The 18,974-nt window shown below is 58.6% G+C and carries 17 protein-coding genes and 3 tRNA genes; 9 read left to right on the forward strand and 11 right to left on the reverse strand.

Annotated features, from left to right (window positions below; translation table 11 throughout):
• The first annotated feature begins 33 nt into the window (after nucleotides 1-33).
• The 4 genes from HF675_RS13150 to HF675_RS13165 all read left to right on the forward strand — a co-directional run bounded on the left by HF675_RS13150 (nucleotide 34) and on the right by HF675_RS13165 (nucleotide 1,865).
• Nucleotides 34-1,407, forward strand: coding sequence for an MATE family efflux transporter (locus HF675_RS13150; protein WP_105230981.1), 1,374 nt, complete (start codon nucleotides 34-36; stop codon nucleotides 1,405-1,407).
• A 187-nt stretch (nucleotides 1,408-1,594) separates the two neighbouring features.
• A tRNA-Val gene (locus HF675_RS13155) sits at nucleotides 1,595-1,671 on the forward strand.
• 20 nt (nucleotides 1,672-1,691) lie between these two features.
• Nucleotides 1,692-1,768 (forward strand) — tRNA-Val (locus tag HF675_RS13160).
• Between the two features lie 20 nt (nucleotides 1,769-1,788).
• A tRNA-Val gene (locus tag HF675_RS13165) sits at nucleotides 1,789-1,865 on the forward strand.
• Between the two features lie 138 nt (nucleotides 1,866-2,003).
• On the opposite strand, the gene HF675_RS13170 is transcribed toward HF675_RS13165, so the two are convergent.
• The gene (locus HF675_RS13170) at nucleotides 2,004-3,221 is read right to left on the reverse strand and encodes an MFS transporter (RefSeq protein ID WP_222618788.1); all 1,218 of its coding nucleotides are present in this window, start codon (nucleotides 3,219-3,221) and stop codon (nucleotides 2,004-2,006) included.
• A gap of 178 nt (nucleotides 3,222-3,399) precedes the next feature.
• Here HF675_RS13170 and HF675_RS13175 point away from each other — a divergent pair, with 178 nt between their 5' ends.
• On the forward strand, nucleotides 3,400-4,281 hold the full coding sequence (locus tag HF675_RS13175; protein WP_187043162.1) for a LysR family transcriptional regulator: 882 nt from the start codon (nucleotides 3,400-3,402) through the stop codon (nucleotides 4,279-4,281).
• Nucleotides 4,282-4,391: 110 nt separating this feature from the next.
• Complete coding sequence (locus HF675_RS13180) at nucleotides 4,392-4,691, forward strand: cupin (RefSeq protein WP_105233313.1); 300 nt, start codon at nucleotides 4,392-4,394, stop codon at nucleotides 4,689-4,691.
• 23 nt (nucleotides 4,692-4,714) lie between these two features.
• On the opposite strand, the gene HF675_RS13185 is transcribed toward HF675_RS13180, so the two are convergent.
• Nucleotides 4,715-4,987, reverse strand: a complete 273-nt coding sequence (locus tag HF675_RS13185) for a hypothetical protein (protein WP_187043163.1) — start codon at nucleotides 4,985-4,987, stop codon at nucleotides 4,715-4,717.
• A gap of 112 nt (nucleotides 4,988-5,099) precedes the next feature.
• Here HF675_RS13185 and pykF point away from each other — a divergent pair, with 112 nt between their 5' ends.
• Both pykF and HF675_RS13195 read left to right on the forward strand, forming a co-directional pair.
• A complete protein-coding gene (gene pykF, locus HF675_RS13190) occupies nucleotides 5,100-6,512 on the forward strand; it encodes a pyruvate kinase PykF (RefSeq protein WP_105230979.1) in 1,413 nt (470 codons plus the stop codon).
• A gap of 307 nt (nucleotides 6,513-6,819) precedes the next feature.
• Nucleotides 6,820-7,056, forward strand: a complete 237-nt coding sequence (locus HF675_RS13195) for a major outer membrane lipoprotein (protein WP_015672157.1) — start codon at nucleotides 6,820-6,822, stop codon at nucleotides 7,054-7,056.
• A gap of 152 nt (nucleotides 7,057-7,208) precedes the next feature.
• Here HF675_RS13195 and HF675_RS13200 read toward each other — a convergent pair whose 3' ends face one another.
• The 7 genes from HF675_RS13200 to sufA all read right to left on the reverse strand — a co-directional run bounded on the left by HF675_RS13200 (nucleotide 7,209) and on the right by sufA (nucleotide 14,121).
• Nucleotides 7,209-8,225, reverse strand: coding sequence for a L,D-transpeptidase family protein (locus tag HF675_RS13200; protein ID WP_105230978.1), 1,017 nt, complete (start codon nucleotides 8,223-8,225; stop codon nucleotides 7,209-7,211).
• A 285-nt stretch (nucleotides 8,226-8,510) separates the two neighbouring features.
• Nucleotides 8,511-8,924, reverse strand: a complete 414-nt coding sequence (gene sufE, locus HF675_RS13205) for a cysteine desulfuration protein SufE (protein WP_105230977.1) — start codon at nucleotides 8,922-8,924, stop codon at nucleotides 8,511-8,513.
• A 33-nt stretch (nucleotides 8,925-8,957) separates the two neighbouring features.
• The gene (sufS, locus tag HF675_RS13210) at nucleotides 8,958-10,175 is read right to left on the reverse strand and encodes a cysteine desulfurase SufS (RefSeq protein WP_187043164.1); all 1,218 of its coding nucleotides are present in this window, start codon (nucleotides 10,173-10,175) and stop codon (nucleotides 8,958-8,960) included.
• Entirely contained in the window at nucleotides 10,172-11,446 is a 1,275-nt protein-coding gene (sufD, locus tag HF675_RS13215) for a Fe-S cluster assembly protein SufD (protein WP_187043165.1), read from the reverse strand. The genes sufS and sufD overlap by 4 nt, the downstream gene beginning before the upstream one ends.
• Complete coding sequence (gene sufC / locus HF675_RS13220) at nucleotides 11,421-12,167, reverse strand: Fe-S cluster assembly ATPase SufC (protein WP_105230974.1); 747 nt, start codon at nucleotides 12,165-12,167, stop codon at nucleotides 11,421-11,423. The genes sufD and sufC overlap by 26 nt, the downstream gene beginning before the upstream one ends.
• Nucleotides 12,168-12,229: 62 nt before the next feature.
• Complete coding sequence (gene sufB / locus HF675_RS13225) at nucleotides 12,230-13,735, reverse strand: Fe-S cluster assembly protein SufB (protein ID WP_105233311.1); 1,506 nt, start codon at nucleotides 13,733-13,735, stop codon at nucleotides 12,230-12,232.
• A 14-nt stretch (nucleotides 13,736-13,749) separates the two neighbouring features.
• On the reverse strand, nucleotides 13,750-14,121 hold the full coding sequence (gene sufA / locus HF675_RS13230; protein ID WP_187043166.1) for a Fe-S cluster assembly scaffold SufA: 372 nt from the start codon (nucleotides 14,119-14,121) through the stop codon (nucleotides 13,750-13,752).
• Between the two features lie 577 nt (nucleotides 14,122-14,698).
• Between sufA and HF675_RS13235 the strand changes: the two genes are divergently transcribed.
• On the forward strand, nucleotides 14,699-15,103 hold the full coding sequence (locus HF675_RS13235) for a hypothetical protein (RefSeq protein WP_105230973.1): 405 nt from the start codon (nucleotides 14,699-14,701) through the stop codon (nucleotides 15,101-15,103).
• Between the two features lie 43 nt (nucleotides 15,104-15,146).
• Here HF675_RS13235 and menI read toward each other — a convergent pair whose 3' ends face one another.
• Together menI and HF675_RS13245 are read right to left on the reverse strand one after the other, a co-directional pair.
• Complete coding sequence (menI, locus tag HF675_RS13240; protein ID WP_105230972.1) at nucleotides 15,147-15,563, reverse strand: 1,4-dihydroxy-2-naphthoyl-CoA hydrolase; 417 nt, start codon at nucleotides 15,561-15,563, stop codon at nucleotides 15,147-15,149.
• Entirely contained in the window at nucleotides 15,560-18,616 is a 3,057-nt protein-coding gene (locus HF675_RS13245; protein WP_187043167.1) for an FAD-binding and (Fe-S)-binding domain-containing protein, read from the reverse strand. Before HF675_RS13245 ends, menI begins: the two co-directional genes overlap by 4 nt.
• Between the last annotated feature and the right edge of the window lie 358 nt (nucleotides 18,617-18,974).

Genomic DNA, 18,974 nt, shown 5'->3' on the forward strand with positions numbered 1-18,974 from the left:
TTTCATTGCTTAATACTCAAAAAGGTGTAATGCGTGCAGAAGTACCTTATTGAAGCGCGTAGTTTATTAGCCCTCGCTATTCCGGTCATTATCGCGCAAATCGCCCAGACGGCGATGGGCGTGGTGGATACCATTATGGCGGGTGCATACAGCGCCACGGACATGGCTGCAGTTGCAGTCGGCACATCCATCTGGCTACCGGCTATCCTGTTCGGCCACGGCCTGCTATTGGCGTTAACGCCGGTTATCGCCCAGCTTAACGGCTCCGGCCGCCGCGACCGCATCGCGCATCAAATCAGTCAGGGCTTCTGGCTGGCGAGCGGTGTTTCGTTGCTGATTATCGCCGTGCTGTATAACAGCAAATATATGATCGACATGATGCACAATGTCGATCCGCAACTGGCGGAAAAAGCCGTCGGCTACCTGCACGCCATTATGTGGGGCGCGCCGGGCTATTTATTCTTCCAGGTAATGCGTAACCAGTGTGAAGGATTATCCAAAACCAAACCGGGGATGGTGATCGGCTTTATTGGTCTGCTGGTGAATATTCCCATTAACTATATTTTCATTTACGGCAAATTCGGCATGCCGGAACTGGGTGGCGTCGGCTGCGGCGTTGCTACCGGCAGCGTCTATTGGGTGATGTTCCTGCTGATGCGCTGGTACGTGCGCCGCGCGCCGTCGCAGCGCGACATCAAACCAGAGCGCGCCTGGCCGCCGGTCGACTGGGCCACGCAGCGACGTCTGGTCGGCATCGGCCTGCCGGTCGCCCTGGCGCTGTTCTTTGAAGTGACGCTGTTCGCCGTGGTGGCGCTGCTGGTGTCGCCGCTCGGCATCGTCGCCGTCGCCGGCCACCAGATAGCCCTGAACTTCAGCTCACTGATGTTCGTGCTGCCGCTGTCGCTCGGCGTCGGTTCCACCATCCGCGTCGGCCACCGGCTGGGGGAAAGCAACGTCGACGGCGCGCGCGTCGCAGCCTACAGCGCCATTGGCGTCGGTATTGCCATGGCCTGCGGCACCGCGCTGTTTACCGCCCTGCTGCGCGAGCCGATCGCGCTGCTGTATAACGACACGCCGGCGGTGGTCGCCATGGCTTCGCACCTGATGCTGCTGGCCGCTGTCTACCAGATTTCAGACTCCATTCAGGTGATCGGCAGCGGCGTACTGCGCGGTTACAAAGATACGCGTTCGATCTTCTTCATCACCTTTATCGCTTACTGGGTGCTGGGGCTGCCGAGCGGCTATCTGCTGGCGCTGACCGACTACATCGTGCCGGCGATGGGGCCGAGCGGCTTCTGGATCGGCTTTATTATCGGCCTGACCTTCGCCGCCATCATGATGGTGCTGCGCATGCGCTGGCTGCAGCGTCAGCCCGCCGCGCTGATTTTGCAGCGTTCCACCCGCTGATTTTTCCGCCGGCTCCCCGCGGGCCGGCGACTTCCCACGCTGAATTTGCGGAAAAAACCGCCTCACTGCGCATAAGCGCAGCAGTCGCGCGAAATAGCGGATAAAATTACGTTTTTCCCCTTGCCAGCAGGCAGGTTGCTCGTTAATATTCGTCCCCGCTGTCAGCCATGACAGACAGGAAAATGATGCGTCCGTAGCTCAGTTGGTTAGAGCACCACCTTGACATGGTGGGGGTCGGTGGTTCGAGTCCACTCGGACGCACCAAATTCCTACAGCAGTTCAGTGCGTCCGTAGCTCAGTTGGTTAGAGCACCACCTTGACATGGTGGGGGTCGGTGGTTCGAGTCCACTCGGACGCACCAAATTACTGCAGCAGCTCAGTGCGTCCGTAGCTCAGTTGGTTAGAGCACCACCTTGACATGGTGGGGGTCGGTGGTTCGAGTCCACTCGGACGCACCATTTCATCGCAATCCGTAATATCCTTCCCTGCATAAATAGCTTTTAAATAGCCACTCTCTTTTGGTCGTATGGTGCCAGTTCGGATATACCACACGCCGCCCTCTCGGTTTATCCCTCCTAAACACCGTCACACTCCCATTAATGTTCCACCGCCGCCATATTGATCCTGACGCTGTTGATCATGGCAAACCAGGCAAACAGCGCCGACCCCAGCAGCAGCAACAGACCAAACGCCAAAGGGCTCCACCAGCCGAGCGCGTCAAACAACACGCCGCCCACACCTGCGCCCAGAGTAATCGCCCCCTGGATCACCGCCACCATCAGGCCGCCGCCCGTCTCGGCATCATCGGGCAACGCTTTGCTCAACCACAGTCCCCAGGCCACCGGTGCCGGCGTCGCCACCAGTCCCCAGAGCGCCAACAGCGGCCCGACAAACATAAAAGACGCACCGGTTTCAATCAGCAGGCCGGCAATCAGCGCCATGGCTAACGGGATCGCCACCAGCCAGGCGAACAGACGGCGCTGCAGCAGATAACCAATCATCCAGGTGCCCAGCAGGCCGAAGGCCCCCAACGCCAGCAGCGTCAGAGAAAGCTGATTGACGGAAATCTGCGTCACCTCTTCCAAAAATGGCCGCAAATAGGTAAAGACCGCAAACTGCCCCATAAAGAACAGCATAATGCCGGTCATTCCCAGCGCCACCTGCGGGTAACGCAACAGGCGAAACGGATTGGCCGAACCCTGCTGCCGCGACGCAGCGGGCAAATGCGGGATCGCTCGCCACTGCCAGACAAAGGCAACGATCGCCAGCGGCACGACGATAAAAAACGCCCCGCGCCAGCCGATATACTGCCCTAAAAAACTGCCCAGCGGCGCGGCAATGGTCGCCGCCAGCGCATTGCCGCCGTTAATCAGCGCCAGCCCCCTGGCTACCGCATGCACGGGTACCAGACGCATCACGGTCGCCGTGGACATTGACCAGAAGCCGCCGATGGCAACCCCCAGCAGAGCGCGGCCGGTCATAAACATCACGCCATTGGCGGCGAAGGTCACGATCAGTCCGGAAAAAGTCAGCAGCAAGGTGAAGCCGATCAGCACTTTTTTCCGATCGAAGCGGCCGGTCAGCGGAGTATTCAGCAGGCTGGTCAGTACCGCAAACAGGCCGGATACGGAGATGGCCTGCCCCGCCTGGCCCTGACTGATGACGAGATCCCGCGCAATCGGCGTCAGCAGACTGACCGGCATAAATTCGGAGGCGATAAGCACCACCACGCCCAGCGCCATAGAAAATACGGCGCCCCAGGCGGGATGCGGGCTGGCGATACGCGATGTTGAAACGGTATGAACTGACGGCATGCATTATTCCTGTTTTCTAACGATAGGCAGATCCTAATACGCCGGCAGTGTTATGATTAGAGGGCGTAATCTGTATGTACTTGTGAAAAAATCTCATCAATTTGCAGCGGCAACGGGTTTCCGCCGGCAACCGCCGGACACCATTGATATACCAGTTCAATAATCAGGATCGGCAGCCATGAATGACATCCTCGCTTTTCTTGCGGTGGCTAAAGCGCAAAGTTTTACCCGGGCGGCGAAACAGCTGGGCGTCAGCCCTTCGGCATTAAGCCATACCATCCGTAACCTTGAAGAACGGTTAGGCGTACGTTTATTAACGCGCACCACCCGTAACGTGGCCCCCACCGAGGCCGGCGAGCGGCTGATGACCTCCACCGGCCCGCTGTTCGAGCAGATAACGGCGGAAATAGATAAAATCGGCGAACTGCGGGATAAGCCCGCCGGCACCATCCGCATCACCTGCTCTGACGATGCGGCGGAACAGATCTTACGCCCCGCGCTGCCGGCATTTCTTGCCAAATACCCGGATATCAACGTTGAAATCTGCATTGATTACGGCTTTACCAATATCGTCGAGCAGCGCTTTGACGCCGGGATCCGGCTGGGCGAGGCGATCAGCCAGGACATGATCGCCGTGCGGCTCGGCCCGGACTGGCGGCTATCGGTAGTCGGCGCGCCATCCTACTTTGCCGCTAGCCCGACGCCGCTGCACCCACGCGATCTGACGGCCCACAACTGCATCAATATCCGTCACTCGCCGGGTGGAAGCCTCTATGCCTGGGAGTTTGAAAAAGACGGCCAGCCATTAACCGTGCGGGTTAAGGGCCAGATGACCGCCAACAGCAATATCCATATTCTCAACGCCGCGTTGGACGGCATCGGGCTGGCCTATCTCCCCGATTTTATGGTGCAGCCTTACCTGGACGACGGGCGGCTGGTTGAGGTGCTGGCCGACTGGAGCCCCTACTTCGCCGGTTTCCACCTGTATTACCCCAACCGGCGCAATGCTTCTCCGGCGTTTTCCGCACTGGTTGAGGCGATCCGCTACCGCCAGCCCTGACAGATGAAAATTGCGTCAAGAGTCAACGCGCCTTGGCCGACGGCGCAAAAACTTTGGCTCCACCGTACCGATCGGCTATCATCGGCGGCCTGATTGACCAAGAGGGTGCTATGTTGAAATTTATTGCCGCATCGGCGTTTACCACGCCCGATAACGGCCAGTCCCGCCGTGAGGGACAATTGAGCGACGGCCGCGTCGCCGCGGAAGTCCGCTTTGAAGCCGGCGCCTTCGGCCAACTGAAAAAGCGTGCTGACGCCGTGCACATCCGGGTGATCGACGGCGACTTTGAATTTACCGTCGGCAGCGATATTCTCCTGCTGCAGGCCGGCGAAAGCGTGGCTGTTCCGGCGCAGGTGCCCAGCGGCTGCTTCTGCCTGAGCGCCGGTACGCTGCTGGAAATCAGCGCCTGACGTTAACGGCTGCGACGTTTTATTTACACTGCAGTAATTTGCGCAACAAACTCGCCGCACGGACGCATATTTGCGCCACATTTGCTCTCTTTTTGACTAAACCTGCGCCAGCCATCGGTTTTTTGTTTTGTTTCCCACCCTGATGGCCTTATAATGCGCGCGTCTTTCAGTTGAATGGTTTCAGCCCTTGATCTGTGAAAACGCAATAACAACAATCCTATTTTCCAATCGTTTTCGCCGTATCCCCGCACGCCGGCGCGGGCTGAATTTTTCCGCCCCATTTCAACCACGGTCACCTATTCTTAACTATGATTTGCCCTATCAGGTTCGACTCAAATTCCATACCGGCGGTCTGGCCGTCGGTTTTATTCGTTTTATAATCCATCACAACTTGTAGAAAAAATCGTCATGAAAAAGACCAAAATTGTTTGCACCATCGGTCCAAAAACCGAATCGGAAGAGATGCTGACCCAACTGCTGAACGCCGGCATGAACGTAATGCGCCTGAATTTCTCGCACGGCGACTATGAAGAGCACGGCAACCGCATCAAAAACATGCGTGCGGTCATGGCCAAAACCGGCACCACCGCCGGCATCCTGCTGGACACCAAAGGCCCGGAAATCCGTACCATGAAGCTGGAAGGCGGTAAAGACGCGGCGCTGGTCGCCGGCCAGACCTTCACCTTCACCACCGATCAAAGCGTTATCGGCAACAACGAACGCGTCGCCGTAACCTACCCTGGCTTCGCCGACGATCTGAAAATCGGCAACACCGTGCTGGTTGACGACGGCCTGATCGGCATGGAAGTGACCGATATCAGTGAAAGCGAAGTCGTGTGCAAGGTGCTGAACAACGGCGACCTGGGTGAAAACAAAGGCGTTAACCTGCCGGGCGTCTCCATCCAACTGCCGGCGCTGGCGGAAAAAGACAAGCGCGACCTGATCTTCGGCTGCGAACAAGGCGTGGACTTCGTGGCCGCTTCCTTTATCCGTAAGCGTTCTGACGTGCTGGAAATCCGTGAGCACCTGAAAGCCCATGGCGGCGAGCAGATCCAGATCATCTCCAAGATCGAAAACCAGGAAGGCCTGAACAACTTCGACGAAATCCTCGAAGCCTCTGACGGCATCATGGTCGCCCGCGGCGATCTGGGCGTGGAAATCCCGGTGGAAGAAGTGATCTTCGCCCAGAAGATGATGATTGAAAAATGTAATCGCGCACGCAAAGTGGTGATCACCGCCACCCAGATGCTTGACTCGATGATCAAGAACCCGCGCCCTACCCGTGCGGAAGCCGGCGACGTCGCCAACGCCATTCTGGACGGCACCGACGCCGTTATGCTGTCCGGCGAGAGCGCCAAGGGCAAATACCCGCTGGAAGCGGTCAGCATCATGGCGACCATCTGCGAGCGCACCGATAAAGTGATGCCTAGCCGCATCGACAGCCTGAACGACACCCGCAAACTGCGCATCACCGAAGCAGTGTGCCGCGGCGCGGTGGAAACCGCCGAGAAACTGGCCGCACCGCTGATCGTGGTCGCCACCAGCGGCGGCAAGTCAGCCAAATCCGTGCGCAAGTACTTCCCGGACGCCAACATCCTGGCGCTGACCACCAATGAAGTCACCTGCCACCAGCTGGCGCTGAGCAAAGGCGTCATCCCGCAGATGGTCAAAGAAATCGCCTCTACCGACGACTTCTACCGCATTGGTAAGGAAGCGGCGCTGGCCAGCGGCCTGGCGCAGAAAGGCGATATCGTGGTGATGGTTTCCGGCGCGCTGGTGCCAAGCGGCACCACCAATACCGCCTCCGTTCACGTGCTGTAATTTAAAAAGTGACAAAAATCTGATCGACAAAACGCCGCTTTGCGGCGTTTTTTTTGCTCGGGTAAACGATATTTCCGAAAACGCAATAGCAGGCTCGCTATTATTAAGTGAATAATGAATAGGAGCAGTCTGATGGAATCCGGCTGTTTTGCTTCACTTTTTTAACTATTGCGTAAAACAAGATGCAAGTTTGAGCGAACGATCAAAATAAAGCCCTCCAACGCAAAAAATTTATTCTCTTTCGAAAAAAGTTTGTGTAATACTTGTAACGCTACATGGAGATTAACTCAATCTAGAGGGTGTTATAATGAATCGTACTAAACTGGTACTGGGCGCTGTAATCCTGGGTTCTACTCTGCTGGCTGGTTGCTCTAGCAACGCTAAAATCGATCAACTGTCTTCTGACGTTCAGACTCTGAACGCTAAAGTTGATCAACTGAGCAACGACGTGAACTCTATCCGTTCCGACGTTCAAGCAGCTAAAGACGACGCAGCACGTGCTAACCAGCGTCTGGACAACCAAGCTCATTCTTACAAAAAGTAAGAGAGTTTCGGTAATTAAAAACGGCGCACCCTGTGCGCCGTTTTTTTATGTCTGTCCGCCGTGTCAAACCGCCCTTTCTGAACCTACCCCACGACGCCATAAAAAAAGCCCAGCGCCTGGCTGAGCTTGATACCGCTTACGCGCGCTGTGCGCTACTGTGCCTGGCTGATCGGCGCTGCCTGTGTCTCGGCCTGCTTACTGCCGCCAAACAGCTGTACCGACGGCAGAGGGACGTCTGCAGGGTTCTGCCCGACGCTGACCAGCACCGGCATGCCGGAGCGGCGCGTTATGGCGCTGTCAAACACCGACTTATCCGTTTCTGCGCTATCGGCAAACTTCTGCTGCGACTTAGAGAGCGAAATCGGCATGGTCTGCGGATCGTCGCTTTCAACTTTCGACAGCGGCTGATGCACTTCCGCATAGCGTTTGCCGTCCGGCTCAACCGATACCTTCACCGGCTCGTTGATAATCTGCACGCGGGTGCCCTTCGGCACGCTGTTGAACAGCGCTTCGATATCGTCAGGGCGCAGGCGGATACAGCCGGAGCTGACGCGCATGCCGATGCCGAAGTTGGCGTTGGTGCCGTGAATCAGATACTCCCCATGCCCCATCGACAGGCGCATGGCGAACAGCCCCATCGGGTTATTCGGGCCGGCCGGCACCACCGCCGGCAGCGTCTCGCCTTTCGCCGCATAACGTTTGCGGATATTGGCGGTCGGCGTCCAGGTCGGGTTAGGGATCTTCTGGCTGACCGAGGTAACTTTCAGCGGCGTGTGCATCCCGGTCTGACCGATGCCGATCGGGTAGACGATCACCTTGTCTTCGCCTTTCGGGTAATAATACAGACGCAGCTCCGCCAGATTGACCACAATGCCCTCGCGCTTGGTATCCGGCAGCAGCATCTGCGTCGGAATGGTCAGCACTTTGCCCGGCTTCGGCAGGTAAGGATCGGTGCCGGGGTTGGCCTCCAGCATGCCCAGCAGGCCAATCTGGTATTTGGCGGCAATCGCCTCCAGCGAAAGGCCGGCATCCGGTACGGTGTAGGTGGTATTCTCGCCGATCAGACGGCTGTTCGCCGGCGGCAATGGATATTCGGTCGCATTAGCGGCCTGACTGCCGGCCAACACGGAGGCGAATAGTACGCCCATTAAAGTCAACGCACGTTTCATGCTCTTCCCTATTTTCAGTACGGTTCGGCCACAAGGCTAGCTGTCGCCTGTTCACGGGTAAATCAGACAATAACCTGTTTAATACTAGCAACGTTGGGTGTAAAGGCAATAACTCGCCTAAAAATCAAAGTGTTATAAACTAGCTTCCTGCAGGAATTGTCAAGGTAACGTCAACAACTAAGCGGTTGAAAAAACATTGATTTGGCGTTAGCGGCATCGCTCGACGGCGTTTTGTAAAGGCTCATTGACATAATCAATGAGCCGGTATGACGGGCGGGAAAATGATTACAGCTGCGCGGCTTTTTGCCGGATGGCGCGGATCATCGCCTCCAGCCCCTGTGAACGCGACGGCGTCAGATGCTGGCTGAGCGCCAGATCGGCAAAGAAAGGACGGACGTCCAGCAGGGCGATCTGCTGCGGCGTCAGGTCACGATAGACAATAAACACCACGGTCAGCAGCCCTTTGACAATCGCGGCGTCGCTGTCGCCGCTGAACTCGACCTGGCCCTGCGCGTTTTTTCGCATCAGGATCCACACCTGGCTCTGGCAGCCCGAAATCAGGTTCTCCGGGCTGTGCGCCTCCTCCGCCAGCGGCGGCAGACGGCCGCCCAGCTCGATCACATATAGGTATTTCTCTTCCCAATTCAGGCAGCGTGAAAAATTACGCGCCAGTTTATCTTTGTCCGGCAAGTTGGCCATCAGGCTTCCTATCGTTGTTCCACCGCCGGGCGCTTAGCCCAGCAGTCGCTGAATTCTCTGCAGACCGGCCACCAGCCGATCCACCTCCTCGCGGGTATTGTACATCGCCAGCGAAGCGCGGCACATGCTCGGCACCTGATAAAACGCCATCAGCGGCATCGCGCAGTGGTGACCGGTGCGGATGGCGATGCCGTACTGGTCCAGGAAACTGCCGACGTCATAGGCATGGTGATCGCCCAGGTTAAAGGCGATCACCCCGGCGCGCTGCGCCGGCCCGTAGATGCGCAGCTGCGGCACCTGCTGCAGCGCCTCCTGCGCATACTGCATCAGCGCCTGCTCATACTGCTGTATCTGCGCCAGCCCCAGCTGCGACACATAGTTCAGCGCCGCGCCCAGCCCCATGATGCCGGCGGTATTGGGCGAGCCGGCCTCAAAGCGCCACGGCGCTTCGGCATAGGTGGTGCCCTGCGTCAGGCTGACCTGCTGAATCATCGAGCCGCCCCCTTCCCACGGCGGCATCTGCTGCAGCAACGCGGCTTTGCCATACAGAATACCGATGCCGGACGGCCCATACAGCTTATGGCCGGAGAACACATAAAAATCGCAGTCCAGCGCCTGTACGTCCACCTGCTGATGCATCACCGCCTGCGCGCCATCCACCAGCACCTTCACCCCGGCGGCGTGCGCCTGAGTGATAATTTCCTGTAGCGGGTTGACGGTGCCCAGCACGTTGGAGACCTGGGTAATCGCCAGCAGCCGGGTGCGGTCATCGATAAGGCCGGGCAAATCAGCCACATCCAGCGTGCCGTCCGGCTGCAGCGGCCAGACGCGCAGCGTCACGCCGCGCGCCTGCGCCAGCATCTGCCACGGCACAATATTGGCGTGGTGCTCCATCTCGGTGATGATGATGCTGTCGCCCGGCTGCAGCAGGCTGCCGTAGCTGTTGGCCACCAGGTTGATGCCTTCGGTGGTGCCTTTGACGAACACGATCTCTTCCGCCGATGCGGCGTTGATAAAGCGCGCCGCCTGTTCACGCACCGCCTCCATTTGCTGCGTCGCCTCCGCGCTCAGGCTGTGAATGCCGCGGTGCACCGCGGCGTAGCCATGGCGGTAAAATTCCATCTCGCGCTCAATCACCGCCTGCGGTTTTTGCGCGCTGGCGGCGCTGTCGAGGTAGGCCAGCGGCTGGCCGTTGACCTCACGCGTCAGCAGCGGAAAGTCCCGGCGCACCTGTTCGATCGGATAACTCATACGGCCTCCCGCGGCAGACGCTGTGCGATATGCGCCAGCACCCGCTCGCGAATTACGTCATTGCCGATGCCTTCGGTCAGTTCCGCGGCAAAGGCGAAGATGATCATCTGCTGCGCATCATGCTTGTCGATACCGCGCGACTGCAGGTAGAACAGCTGCTCTTCGTCAATGCGGCCAACGGTGGCGCCGTGGCTGCATTTGACGTCATCGGCGTAAATTTCCAGCTGCGGCTTGGTGTCCACTTCCGCCACCTTGCCCAGCAGCAGGTTGTGGTTGGTCATCTGGCCGTCGGTCTTGATGGCGTGCTGCGCCACTTTGATCATGCCGTTAAACACCGCTCTGGCGCGGTCGCTGACCACGGTTTTATGCAGTTGGCGGCTTTCACAATACCCCTTGTTGTGCTCCAGATAGCTGCGGGTATCGCAAATTTCTTTCCCTACCGGCAGCACCAGGCTGTTGAGCTGCAGATTGGCGCCTTCGCCATTCAGCTGTGCGCTGGTGTTATGGCGAGTCAGACCGGCCCCCAGCAGGAAGCTGTCGCTTTTCACCCGCGCGTCGCGGCCAATCTTCAGATCGTTATGAGCAAAGTGATAACTCGGCTGATTCTCAAACGCCAGCTTGCAGTGATGCAGCTGGGCGTTGTCGCCCACCGTCGCGGTCAGGCGCGCCCCGGTAAAGTGCGCGTGTTCGTTCAGGCTGACGTAATGCTCAATCACCTCCGCCTGCGCACCGGCCGCCACCTCCAGATGATGGCGGTGGTGCACGCTGTTAATTTCGCCGGCGCCGCTGCGCCCGCTGCTGATATGCAGCAGGTAAAGCGGACGAGCGGCGACTTTGCCGGCAGGCAGGCGAATCAGGCTGCTTTCCAACGCCAGGCTCTCGGTCAGGTGCAGGAAGATCTCCGGCTGAATCGGCTCCGGCAGCTGATACCCTGCCATTTCCAGCTGGTAATCGCCGAGATCGGCGTCGCTCAGATCGGCGCGGTAACGGCCATCGACAAATACCAGCCGGTAGGCATCGAGGGGCAACGCCAGCTCGGCGCAGCGCTCGGCACTGACTGCCGCCGGCTGCGGCGCATGGAACTGATGATCCAGCAGGCCGTCCAGCGGCGTGTATTTCCAGTTCTCATGTTTGCGCGTCGGCCAGCCCAGCCGCAGCGCCTGCTGCCAGTTCGCCAGCGCATGCGGGGAGTGCTCGCCGCCCTGCGCCTCGAACAGGCTGTAGAGCTGTTGCAGCGCGCGTGAATTACTGTTGGTCGGCAAGCCAGCCATAGCCCTGCTCCTCCAACTGTTTCACCAGAGAGAAATCACCGGATTTAACGATGCGCCCCTGGGAAAGTACGTGGACGTAATCTGGTTTGATGTAATCCAGAATACGCTGATAGTGGGTGACGATAATAAAGGCGCGCTTGCCGTCACGCAGCGAGTTCACGCCGTTGGCGACGATCTTCAGCGCATCGATGTCCAGCCCGGAATCAGTTTCATCCAGAATGCACAAGTCCGGCTCCAGCGCCGCCATCTGCAGAATATCGTTACGCTTTTTCTCACCGCCGGAGAAGCCGACGTTGACCGAACGGGTTAGCAGGTCGGCCGGCATATCCAGCAGCGCGATCTTCTCTTCGATAAAATCGGCGAAGTCGAAACGGTCCAGCGCCTCCTGACCGCGGTATTTACGCACCGCGTTGACCGAGGTCTGCAGGAAGAAATGGTTGCTGACGCCGGGGATCTCCACCGGATACTGGAAGGCCAGAAAGACCCCTTCGCCGGCGCGATCTTCCGGGTCCAGCTCCAGCAGATCCTTGCCCTTAAACGTTACGCTGCCGCCGCTCACTTCATATTCTTCACGCCCGGCCAGCGTCGCGGACAACGTGCTCTTGCCGGAGCCGTTCGGCCCCATGATGGCATGCACTTCGCCCGGTTTAATCTCCAGACTCAGTCCTTTCAGGATCTCATTGTCTTCCGCGCTGACGCGTAAATCTTTAATACTTAACATGCTGTATCCTCAGGTGGCGTTGTCACGCCAAAAATCTTGTCGCTGCCGCCAAACCGGCAGGGTTAACCGACGCTGTGCTCCAGGCTGATGGCCAGCAGCTTTTGCGCTTCCACCGCGAATTCCAGCGGCAGTTCGGAGAAAACGTCCTTACAGAAACCGTTGACGATCATCGAGATGGCGTCATCTTCGCTGATGCCGCGCTGCAGACAGTAGAACAGCTGGTCATCGCCGATTTTTGAGGTGGTGGCCTCGTGTTCCAGCTGCGCGCTGTTATTGCGCGCCTCGACGTACGGGAAGGTGTGCGCCCCGCTGTCCGGGCCGATCAGCATCGAATCACACTGGGTAAAGTTACGCGCGTTTTCCGCCCCCGGCAGGATCTTCACCAGTCCGCGGTAGGTATTCTCGCTGTGGCCGGCGGAGATGCCCTTGGCAATAATGGTCGACTTGGTGTTTTTGCCGATATGGATCATCTTGGTGCCGGTATCCGCCTGCTGATGGCCGCTGGTCAGCGCCACCGAGAAGAATTCGCCGATCGAATTGTCCCCCTGCAGGATCACGCTGGGGTATTTCCAGGTGATCGCCGAACCGGTTTCCGACTGGGTCCAGGACATTTTCGAGTTCGCCCCTTCGCACAGCGCACGTTTGGTGACGAAGTTCAGGATGCCGCCTTTACTTTCCCCGCCGGCGAACCAGTTCTGCACCGTCGAGTATTTCACCTCGGCGTCTTTATGCAGGATCACTTCCACCACCGCCGCGTGCAGCTGGTAGCTGTCGCGCACCGGCGCGGAGCAGCCTTCAATATAACTGACGTAGCTGCCCTCATCGGCAATCAGGATGGTGCGTTCGAACTGGCCGGTTTTCGCCGCGTTGATGCGGAAATAGGTGGACAGCTCCATCGGACAGCGAACGCCCTTCGGCACATAGACGAAGGTGCCGTCGGAAGCCACCGCGGCGTTCAGCGCCGCAAAGAAGTTATCGTTGGACGGCACCACCCGGCCGAGATACTGGCGCACCAGCTCCGGGTGCTCCTGAATCGCTTCGCCGAACGAGCAGAAAATCACCCCGCTTTCCGCCAGTTTCTCACGGTAAGTAGTGGCAACGGACACCGAGTCGAAAATGGCGTCCACCGCCACTTCGCTGCCCTCGCGTACCGGTACGCCCAGCTGTTCGAACGCCTGCTCCACTTCGCTGGTCAGGTAGCCGTTCTCATTCAGCGCGGCGCCCGTCTGCTGCTCGGCCCCCGGCTGAGAGCCGCAGGCGTCGTCGCAGCTGCCGCAGGACGGCGCCGAGTAATAGCTGTAATCCTGATAGTTCAGCTTGTCATAATTGGCCTTCAGCCAGTGCGGCTCTTCCATCTGCAGCCACGCGCGGTATGCCTCGAGGCGGAATTCCAGCATCCACTCAGGTTCGTTGCGCTTGGCCGAGATCGCCCGCACCACCTCTTCGTTAATGCCTTTGGCGAGCTCATCGGTCTGCAGCTGGGTAAAGAAGCCTTCTTTATAGCGTCCCTCGCTGACCCAGGCCTGCACATTATCAGGAACTTCTACATTTACATTGCTTCGTGTCATGGCGATCACATCACTCAAACGCCAAAGCTCTCGCCGCACCCGCAGGCGTGCTGAGCTTTAGGGTTATTGAACTTAAATATCTGATTCAGCCCTTCGCGGACGAAATCCACCGTGGTGCCGTCGATAAACGGCATCGCTTTTAACGGCACATACAGCCTGGCGCCGTCGCGCTCAAACAGCAGATCGTCGTCGGCCGGCTCGCGGGTCAGATCCAGCACGTAGCCGAAGCCGGCGCAGCCGGACTGTTTCACACTCAGCTGCAGCCCTTTTACCTGCGGGTCCTGCTGCATCAGTTTAATGATTTGCTGCACGGCGCTGTCGCTGAGCGAAATCCCCTGCCAGGCCTGCTCATCCAGCGAAAAAGTGCCGACATTTTCTGTTTGCATATGACCTACCTCATACTGGTCTCTGACGAGACGCATCATCCTCTTCCCGTCGTGTTACACGCGACGCGCGCACGCTGCGCGGGATATCTGCCAGCCATGTTAGTGATAATGATTATCACTTCAACCGTTGATTTTGCAGGGGTATCGCCCCCGCGGCCCGATTTTCCATCTTCCGACCGGCAAGCTGCGCGGACACCCGGCGCGGCGATGGCCGCGTACCGACGGCCAGCATTTCCTACCAGACTGAATTTTAATGCTTTTACTTGCATTTTATCCGCGAACCGCCCTGTCCCGTATTGCTGCCGACCGTGCCAATTCGTCGTTGTTTAAACATTCATAGAAAATACCTATTTCTGCCATGCTGTCTGGTTTAAAAATGCCCTTACGCGCTAAAACGTCGTCGCCGTCACACCGGCGGTGAATCTTCCCTATAGGTTAAAGTTTAGTCGTTGGCGGGCAAATGGATCGCTACGCTCTGAATACCGGAGCAGGAAAAAAAATTTCGCCGTGATGATTGATCGCCGCAGCGGCTGCAAATATGATAATGATTATCATTTACTTTATCAGGCGTGGGCAAATGAACATTTCGATGAATGCATGGCTGCTGGGCAAGATTGATGAGTACAAATTCAGTATCCGCGACGCCACGGTGGATTTCTATATGGCGGAGGCGGCGCTCAAGCGGCCGACGTGCAACGTCGACCACCTGAAGCGTTACAACGGCGTCTGCCTGAATATGGCCAATCTGTGCCTGGAGAACGGCGATGACGACAGCTATCTGCACGCCCTCAGCAAGCTGCATAACCGGCTGATCGTCGAGATCAACAATCCGCAGCGCTGTCAGCTGTTTCGGGTACAGAGCTACCATTTTGCGCGCCACACCCTGACGCTGATCTGTCAGAAATACGCCATGGAGGGAACCTGGGAAAAGGCTAACGCCTATCAAAAGGACTTCGTCAAACGCGTGCCCTTTCAGCTGTAAGGGCAAAGAATAAGGCCCGGCGCGGACGCCGGGCCTCAGTGTGTTACTCAATCACCGCCGTGGTCAGGCGGGAGATGCAGCACAGCTTATCCCGCTTGTCGAAAATCTCGATCTGCCAGACCTGATTGCGCCGTCCGGCGTGCAGCGCCCGGCAGACGCCGCGCACCCGGCCGTCAAACGCCGGCCGCAGATGGTTGGCGTTGATCTCCACCCCCACCACCTGCTGGTCGCCGGTGGTGCACAGGTAGCCGGCCATCGACCCCATCGACTCCGCCAGCACCACCGACGCGCCGCCGTGCAGCAAGCCAAAAGGCTGCGTGGTGCGCGAGTCTACCGGCATGGTGGCTTCCAGAAAATCGTCGCCGATTTGGGTAAATTCAATCCCCACATGCCCCACCATGCAGCCCTCTCCGGAACGGTTTAACTGTTCCAGCGTTGTCTCTCGTTTCCACAGCTTCACGCAATCATCTCCAGCAGCGCCTGTAATGGATGCCGCACGCCGTTGCCCTCAATCCGTTTGACCTGGCTGCGGCAGGAATAGCCGGTGGCCAGGCAACGTTGACGCGGCAACCGCCGCAGCGCCTGATGCCATGATAACTCATAAATCCCGAGCGAATTTTGCAGGTTCTTGCTTTCATGACCATAGGTGCCGGCCATGCCGCAGCAGCCTACGCTGACGCTTTCCAGTTTGGCGCCGAAGCGGGCGAAGATCGACGCCCACTGCTGGCTGCTGGCCGGCAGCGCGGTGGTTTCGGTACAGTGGCCGAACAGATACCAGGCTTCGCCGGTGGCCGGCTGTTCTGCCCGCTCCGCCAGCAACGCCTGCAGCCATTCATGCACCAGCTGTACGCGGAAATCGCCGCGCGTCTCGCCGAGGATCTCCTGGTATTCATCGCGGTAGCACAGCACCAAGGCCGGATCGACCCCGACCATCGGCATCCCCAGCCGGGCGACGCGGTTAAGGAAATCGGCGGTCTTGCGCGCCGTTTTGGCAAAGCGCGTCAGGAAGCCCTTCACATGCTGCGCCTTGCCGTTTGGTGAGAACGGCAGCAGCACCGGCCGATAGCCGAGTTTTTCCACCAGCCGGACAAAGTCCGCCACCACCACGGCGTCATAGTAGCTGGTGAACGGATCCTGCACGATCAGCACATACTGCGCGCGCGCGGCATGCGGCAGCGCCTCCAGCTGTTCAAGCGTCATATTGATCGCCTGATGGCCGGACAGCTGCTGACGCAGCGTCGGGCTGGAGAGCAGCGGCACATCGACCATGCCGATGGCGTTGCGGTTCAAATCGCGCAGCCACGGCTGCTTCAGGAAGAAGTTGAACATCTTCGGCGCCTTGGCCATCAGCGGCGCATAGCTCTCCACGCCGGCCACCACGTAGTCACTGGCGGGACGCAGATAGCGCGTGTGGTACAGCTGCAGGAAACGCGAGCGGAATCCCGGCACGTCAATCTTGATCGGGCACTGGGTAGAACAGGCCTTACAGGCCAGGCAGCCGGACATCGCTTCTTTCACCTCGTGCGAGAAGTCATACTCGCCCTTATCGGCGTACCAGCTGTTGCGCGTTTTTTCGATCAGATTACGGAAGCTCATACGCTGCTGCGGCAGCTGTTGCTCCAGCTGCAGCGGGTCGACGCCCTGCTCGCTGAGCAGGCGCAGCCATTCGCGCACCAGCGCGGCGCGCCCTTTCGGCGAATGAATGCGGCTGCCGGTGATTTTCATCGACGGACACATCGGGCTGCGCGCGTCAAAATTGAAGCACAGGCCGTTGCCGTTGCACTCCATGGCGCCGCGGAAGGAACTACGCACGGCGATCGGAATGCGGCGATCCAGCGTGCCGCGTTTTACCGCGTCCACCTTCATCATCGGCGCATCGACGCCGAGCGGCGGACAGATTTTGCCGGGGTTAAGGCGATTGTCCGGGTCGAACGCCGCCTTGATGCGGCGCAGCTCGTCATACAGCGTCTCACCGAAGAACGCCGGGCTGTATTCGGCGCGGAAGCCCTTGCCGTGCTCGCCCCACAGCAGGCCGCCGTATTTGGCGGTGAGCGCCACCACGTCGTCGGAGATCTGCTTCATCAGCATCTCCTGCTGCGGATCGCACATATCCAGCGCCGGACGCACATGCAGCACCCCGGCGTCAACGTGGCCGAACATGCCGTAGCTCAGGTTGTGTCCGTCGAGCAACTGGCGGAACTCGGCGATATAGTCCGCCAGGTGCTGCGGCGGCACGCAGGTATCTTCCGCGAACGGGATCGGCTTGGCCTGCCCTTTGGCGTTGCCCAGCAGCCCGACCGCCTTTTTACGCATGCCGTAGATCCGCTCGATGCCGGCCAGATCGCCGCACACCTGGTAGCCAATCACGCCGGCCTGCCGCTCCGCCATCAGCGAGTCCAGACGCTGGCACAAGTCATCCAGCTGCTGTTCAATCAACGCTTCATCATCGCCGGCAAACTCGACGATATTCAGCCCCAGCATCTCTTTATCCGGCACGTCGGCGATCAGCTCGCTGACCGAATGCCAGACAATATCTTCCCGCGCCAGATTCAGCACCTTGGAGTCGATGGTCTCCACCGACAGCGCCTTGGCCTCCACCATAAACGGCGCGTTGCGCAACGCCGAATCAAACGAATCGTACTTGACGTTCACCAGCCGGCGCACCTTGGGCAGCGGTGTAATGTCCAGCCGCGCTTCGGTGATAAACGCCAGCGTGCCTTCGGCGCCGGTCAGAATGCGCGTCAGATCGAAGGTCTGCAGATCGTCGCTCAGCACGTGGCGCAAATCATAGCCGGTCAGGAAGCGGTTGAGCTGAGGGAATTTTTCCAGAATCAGCGCGCGCTGGTCGCGGCAGCGGTTCAGCACGGTGTGGTAAATGCGCCCTTCGGCGGTTTCTTCCTGGGCAATCGTTTCCGCCAGCGCCGTCGGCATGGCGCGGGTGTCGATCATATCGCCGCCCAGCAGCACCGCGCGCAGACCCAGTACGTGATCGGAGGTTTTGCCATACACCAGCGAGCCCTGCCCGGAGGCGTCGGTATTGATCATGCCGCCCAGCGTGGCGCGGTTGCTGGTGGAGAGTTCCGGTGAAAAGAAGTAGCCGAACGGCTTCAGGTACTGATTGAGCTGATCTTTGATGACCCCGGCCTCGACCCGCACCCAGCCCTGCTCCAGATTGATGTCCAGAATACGGTTCATATGGCGCGACATATCTACCACGATACCGCTGTTGAGCGACTGGCCGTTGGTGCCGGTGCCGCCGCCGCGCGGGCTGAAAGTCAGCGTATTGAAACGTTCCTCGCCGGCCAGCCGCGCAATCAGCGCCACATCGGCGGTGGAGCGCGGAAACAGCACCGCCTCCGGCAGCAGTTGGTAAATGCTGTTATCGGTCGCCATCGTCAGGCGATCGGCATAGCTGGTGGCGATATCGCCGTTGAATCCGTTGTGCTTTAACGCTTCCAAAAAATCCAGCACCCGCTGAACCAACCCGGGCGCCTGAGCTATTTGTGGGATCATTGCTTTTGTAGACCCTGTCCGTCTCATTTTGATGCGCTGATAAACGCTGAATCAGGCCCGTCGCAGGCCTGCCCTAAATTATTGTTATCGCTATATACCCTAAATAATTCAAGTTGTAGGAAGGCGGCAAGTGAAAAACTCCGATGAGCTTACTCAGGTAAGTGATTCGGGTGACTGAGCGCAGCCAACACGCCTGCAACTTGAAGTATGCCGGGTATAAACGACATATTGAAATGGATACCGGGGAAAAACAAGCGGAGCGGGCCACCTTTAAGCAAACGGCTTCCGTGCCAAGTCCATGCTTCCTGTAGGTTCAACGTCTTCTCCTTGGCAAAAATAACGCGGGCAGGACAAACCG

The sequence above is a fragment of the Serratia sp. JUb9 genome, from assembly GCF_014298095.1.
GTDB lineage: Bacteria > Pseudomonadota > Gammaproteobacteria > Enterobacterales > Enterobacteriaceae > Serratia_B > Serratia_B rhizosphaerae.

What these genes read in the sequence shown, in the direction of transcription:
- HF675_RS13170 (WP_222618788.1), bottom strand. Translation starts at nt 3,221, where the DNA reads ATGCCGTCAGTTCATACCGTTTCAACATCGCGTATCGCCAGCCCGCAT.
- HF675_RS13175 (WP_187043162.1), top strand. Translation starts at nt 3,400, where the DNA reads ATGAATGACATCCTCGCTTTTCTTGCGGTGGCTAAAGCGCAAAGTTTT.
- HF675_RS13180 (WP_105233313.1), top strand. Translation starts at nt 4,392, where the DNA reads ATGTTGAAATTTATTGCCGCATCGGCGTTTACCACGCCCGATAACGGC.
- pykF (WP_105230979.1), top strand. Translation starts at nt 5,100, where the DNA reads ATGAAAAAGACCAAAATTGTTTGCACCATCGGTCCAAAAACCGAATCG.
- HF675_RS13195 (WP_015672157.1), top strand. Translation starts at nt 6,820, where the DNA reads ATGAATCGTACTAAACTGGTACTGGGCGCTGTAATCCTGGGTTCTACT.
- HF675_RS13200 (WP_105230978.1), bottom strand. Translation starts at nt 8,225, where the DNA reads ATGAAACGTGCGTTGACTTTAATGGGCGTACTATTCGCCTCCGTGTTG.
- sufE (WP_105230977.1), bottom strand. Translation starts at nt 8,924, where the DNA reads ATGGCCAACTTGCCGGACAAAGATAAACTGGCGCGTAATTTTTCACGC.
- sufS (WP_187043164.1), bottom strand. Translation starts at nt 10,175, where the DNA reads ATGAGTTATCCGATCGAACAGGTGCGCCGGGACTTTCCGCTGCTGACG.
- sufD (WP_187043165.1), bottom strand. Translation starts at nt 11,446, where the DNA reads ATGGCTGGCTTGCCGACCAACAGTAATTCACGCGCGCTGCAACAGCTC.
- sufC (WP_105230974.1), bottom strand. Translation starts at nt 12,167, where the DNA reads ATGTTAAGTATTAAAGATTTACGCGTCAGCGCGGAAGACAATGAGATC.
- sufB (WP_105233311.1), bottom strand. Translation starts at nt 13,735, where the DNA reads ATGACACGAAGCAATGTAAATGTAGAAGTTCCTGATAATGTGCAGGCC.
- sufA (WP_187043166.1), bottom strand. Translation starts at nt 14,121, where the DNA reads ATGCAAACAGAAAATGTCGGCACTTTTTCGCTGGATGAGCAGGCCTGG.
- HF675_RS13235 (WP_105230973.1), top strand. Translation starts at nt 14,699, where the DNA reads ATGAACATTTCGATGAATGCATGGCTGCTGGGCAAGATTGATGAGTAC.
- HF675_RS13245 (WP_187043167.1), bottom strand. Translation starts at nt 18,616, where the DNA reads ATGATCCCACAAATAGCTCAGGCGCCCGGGTTGGTTCAGCGGGTGCTG.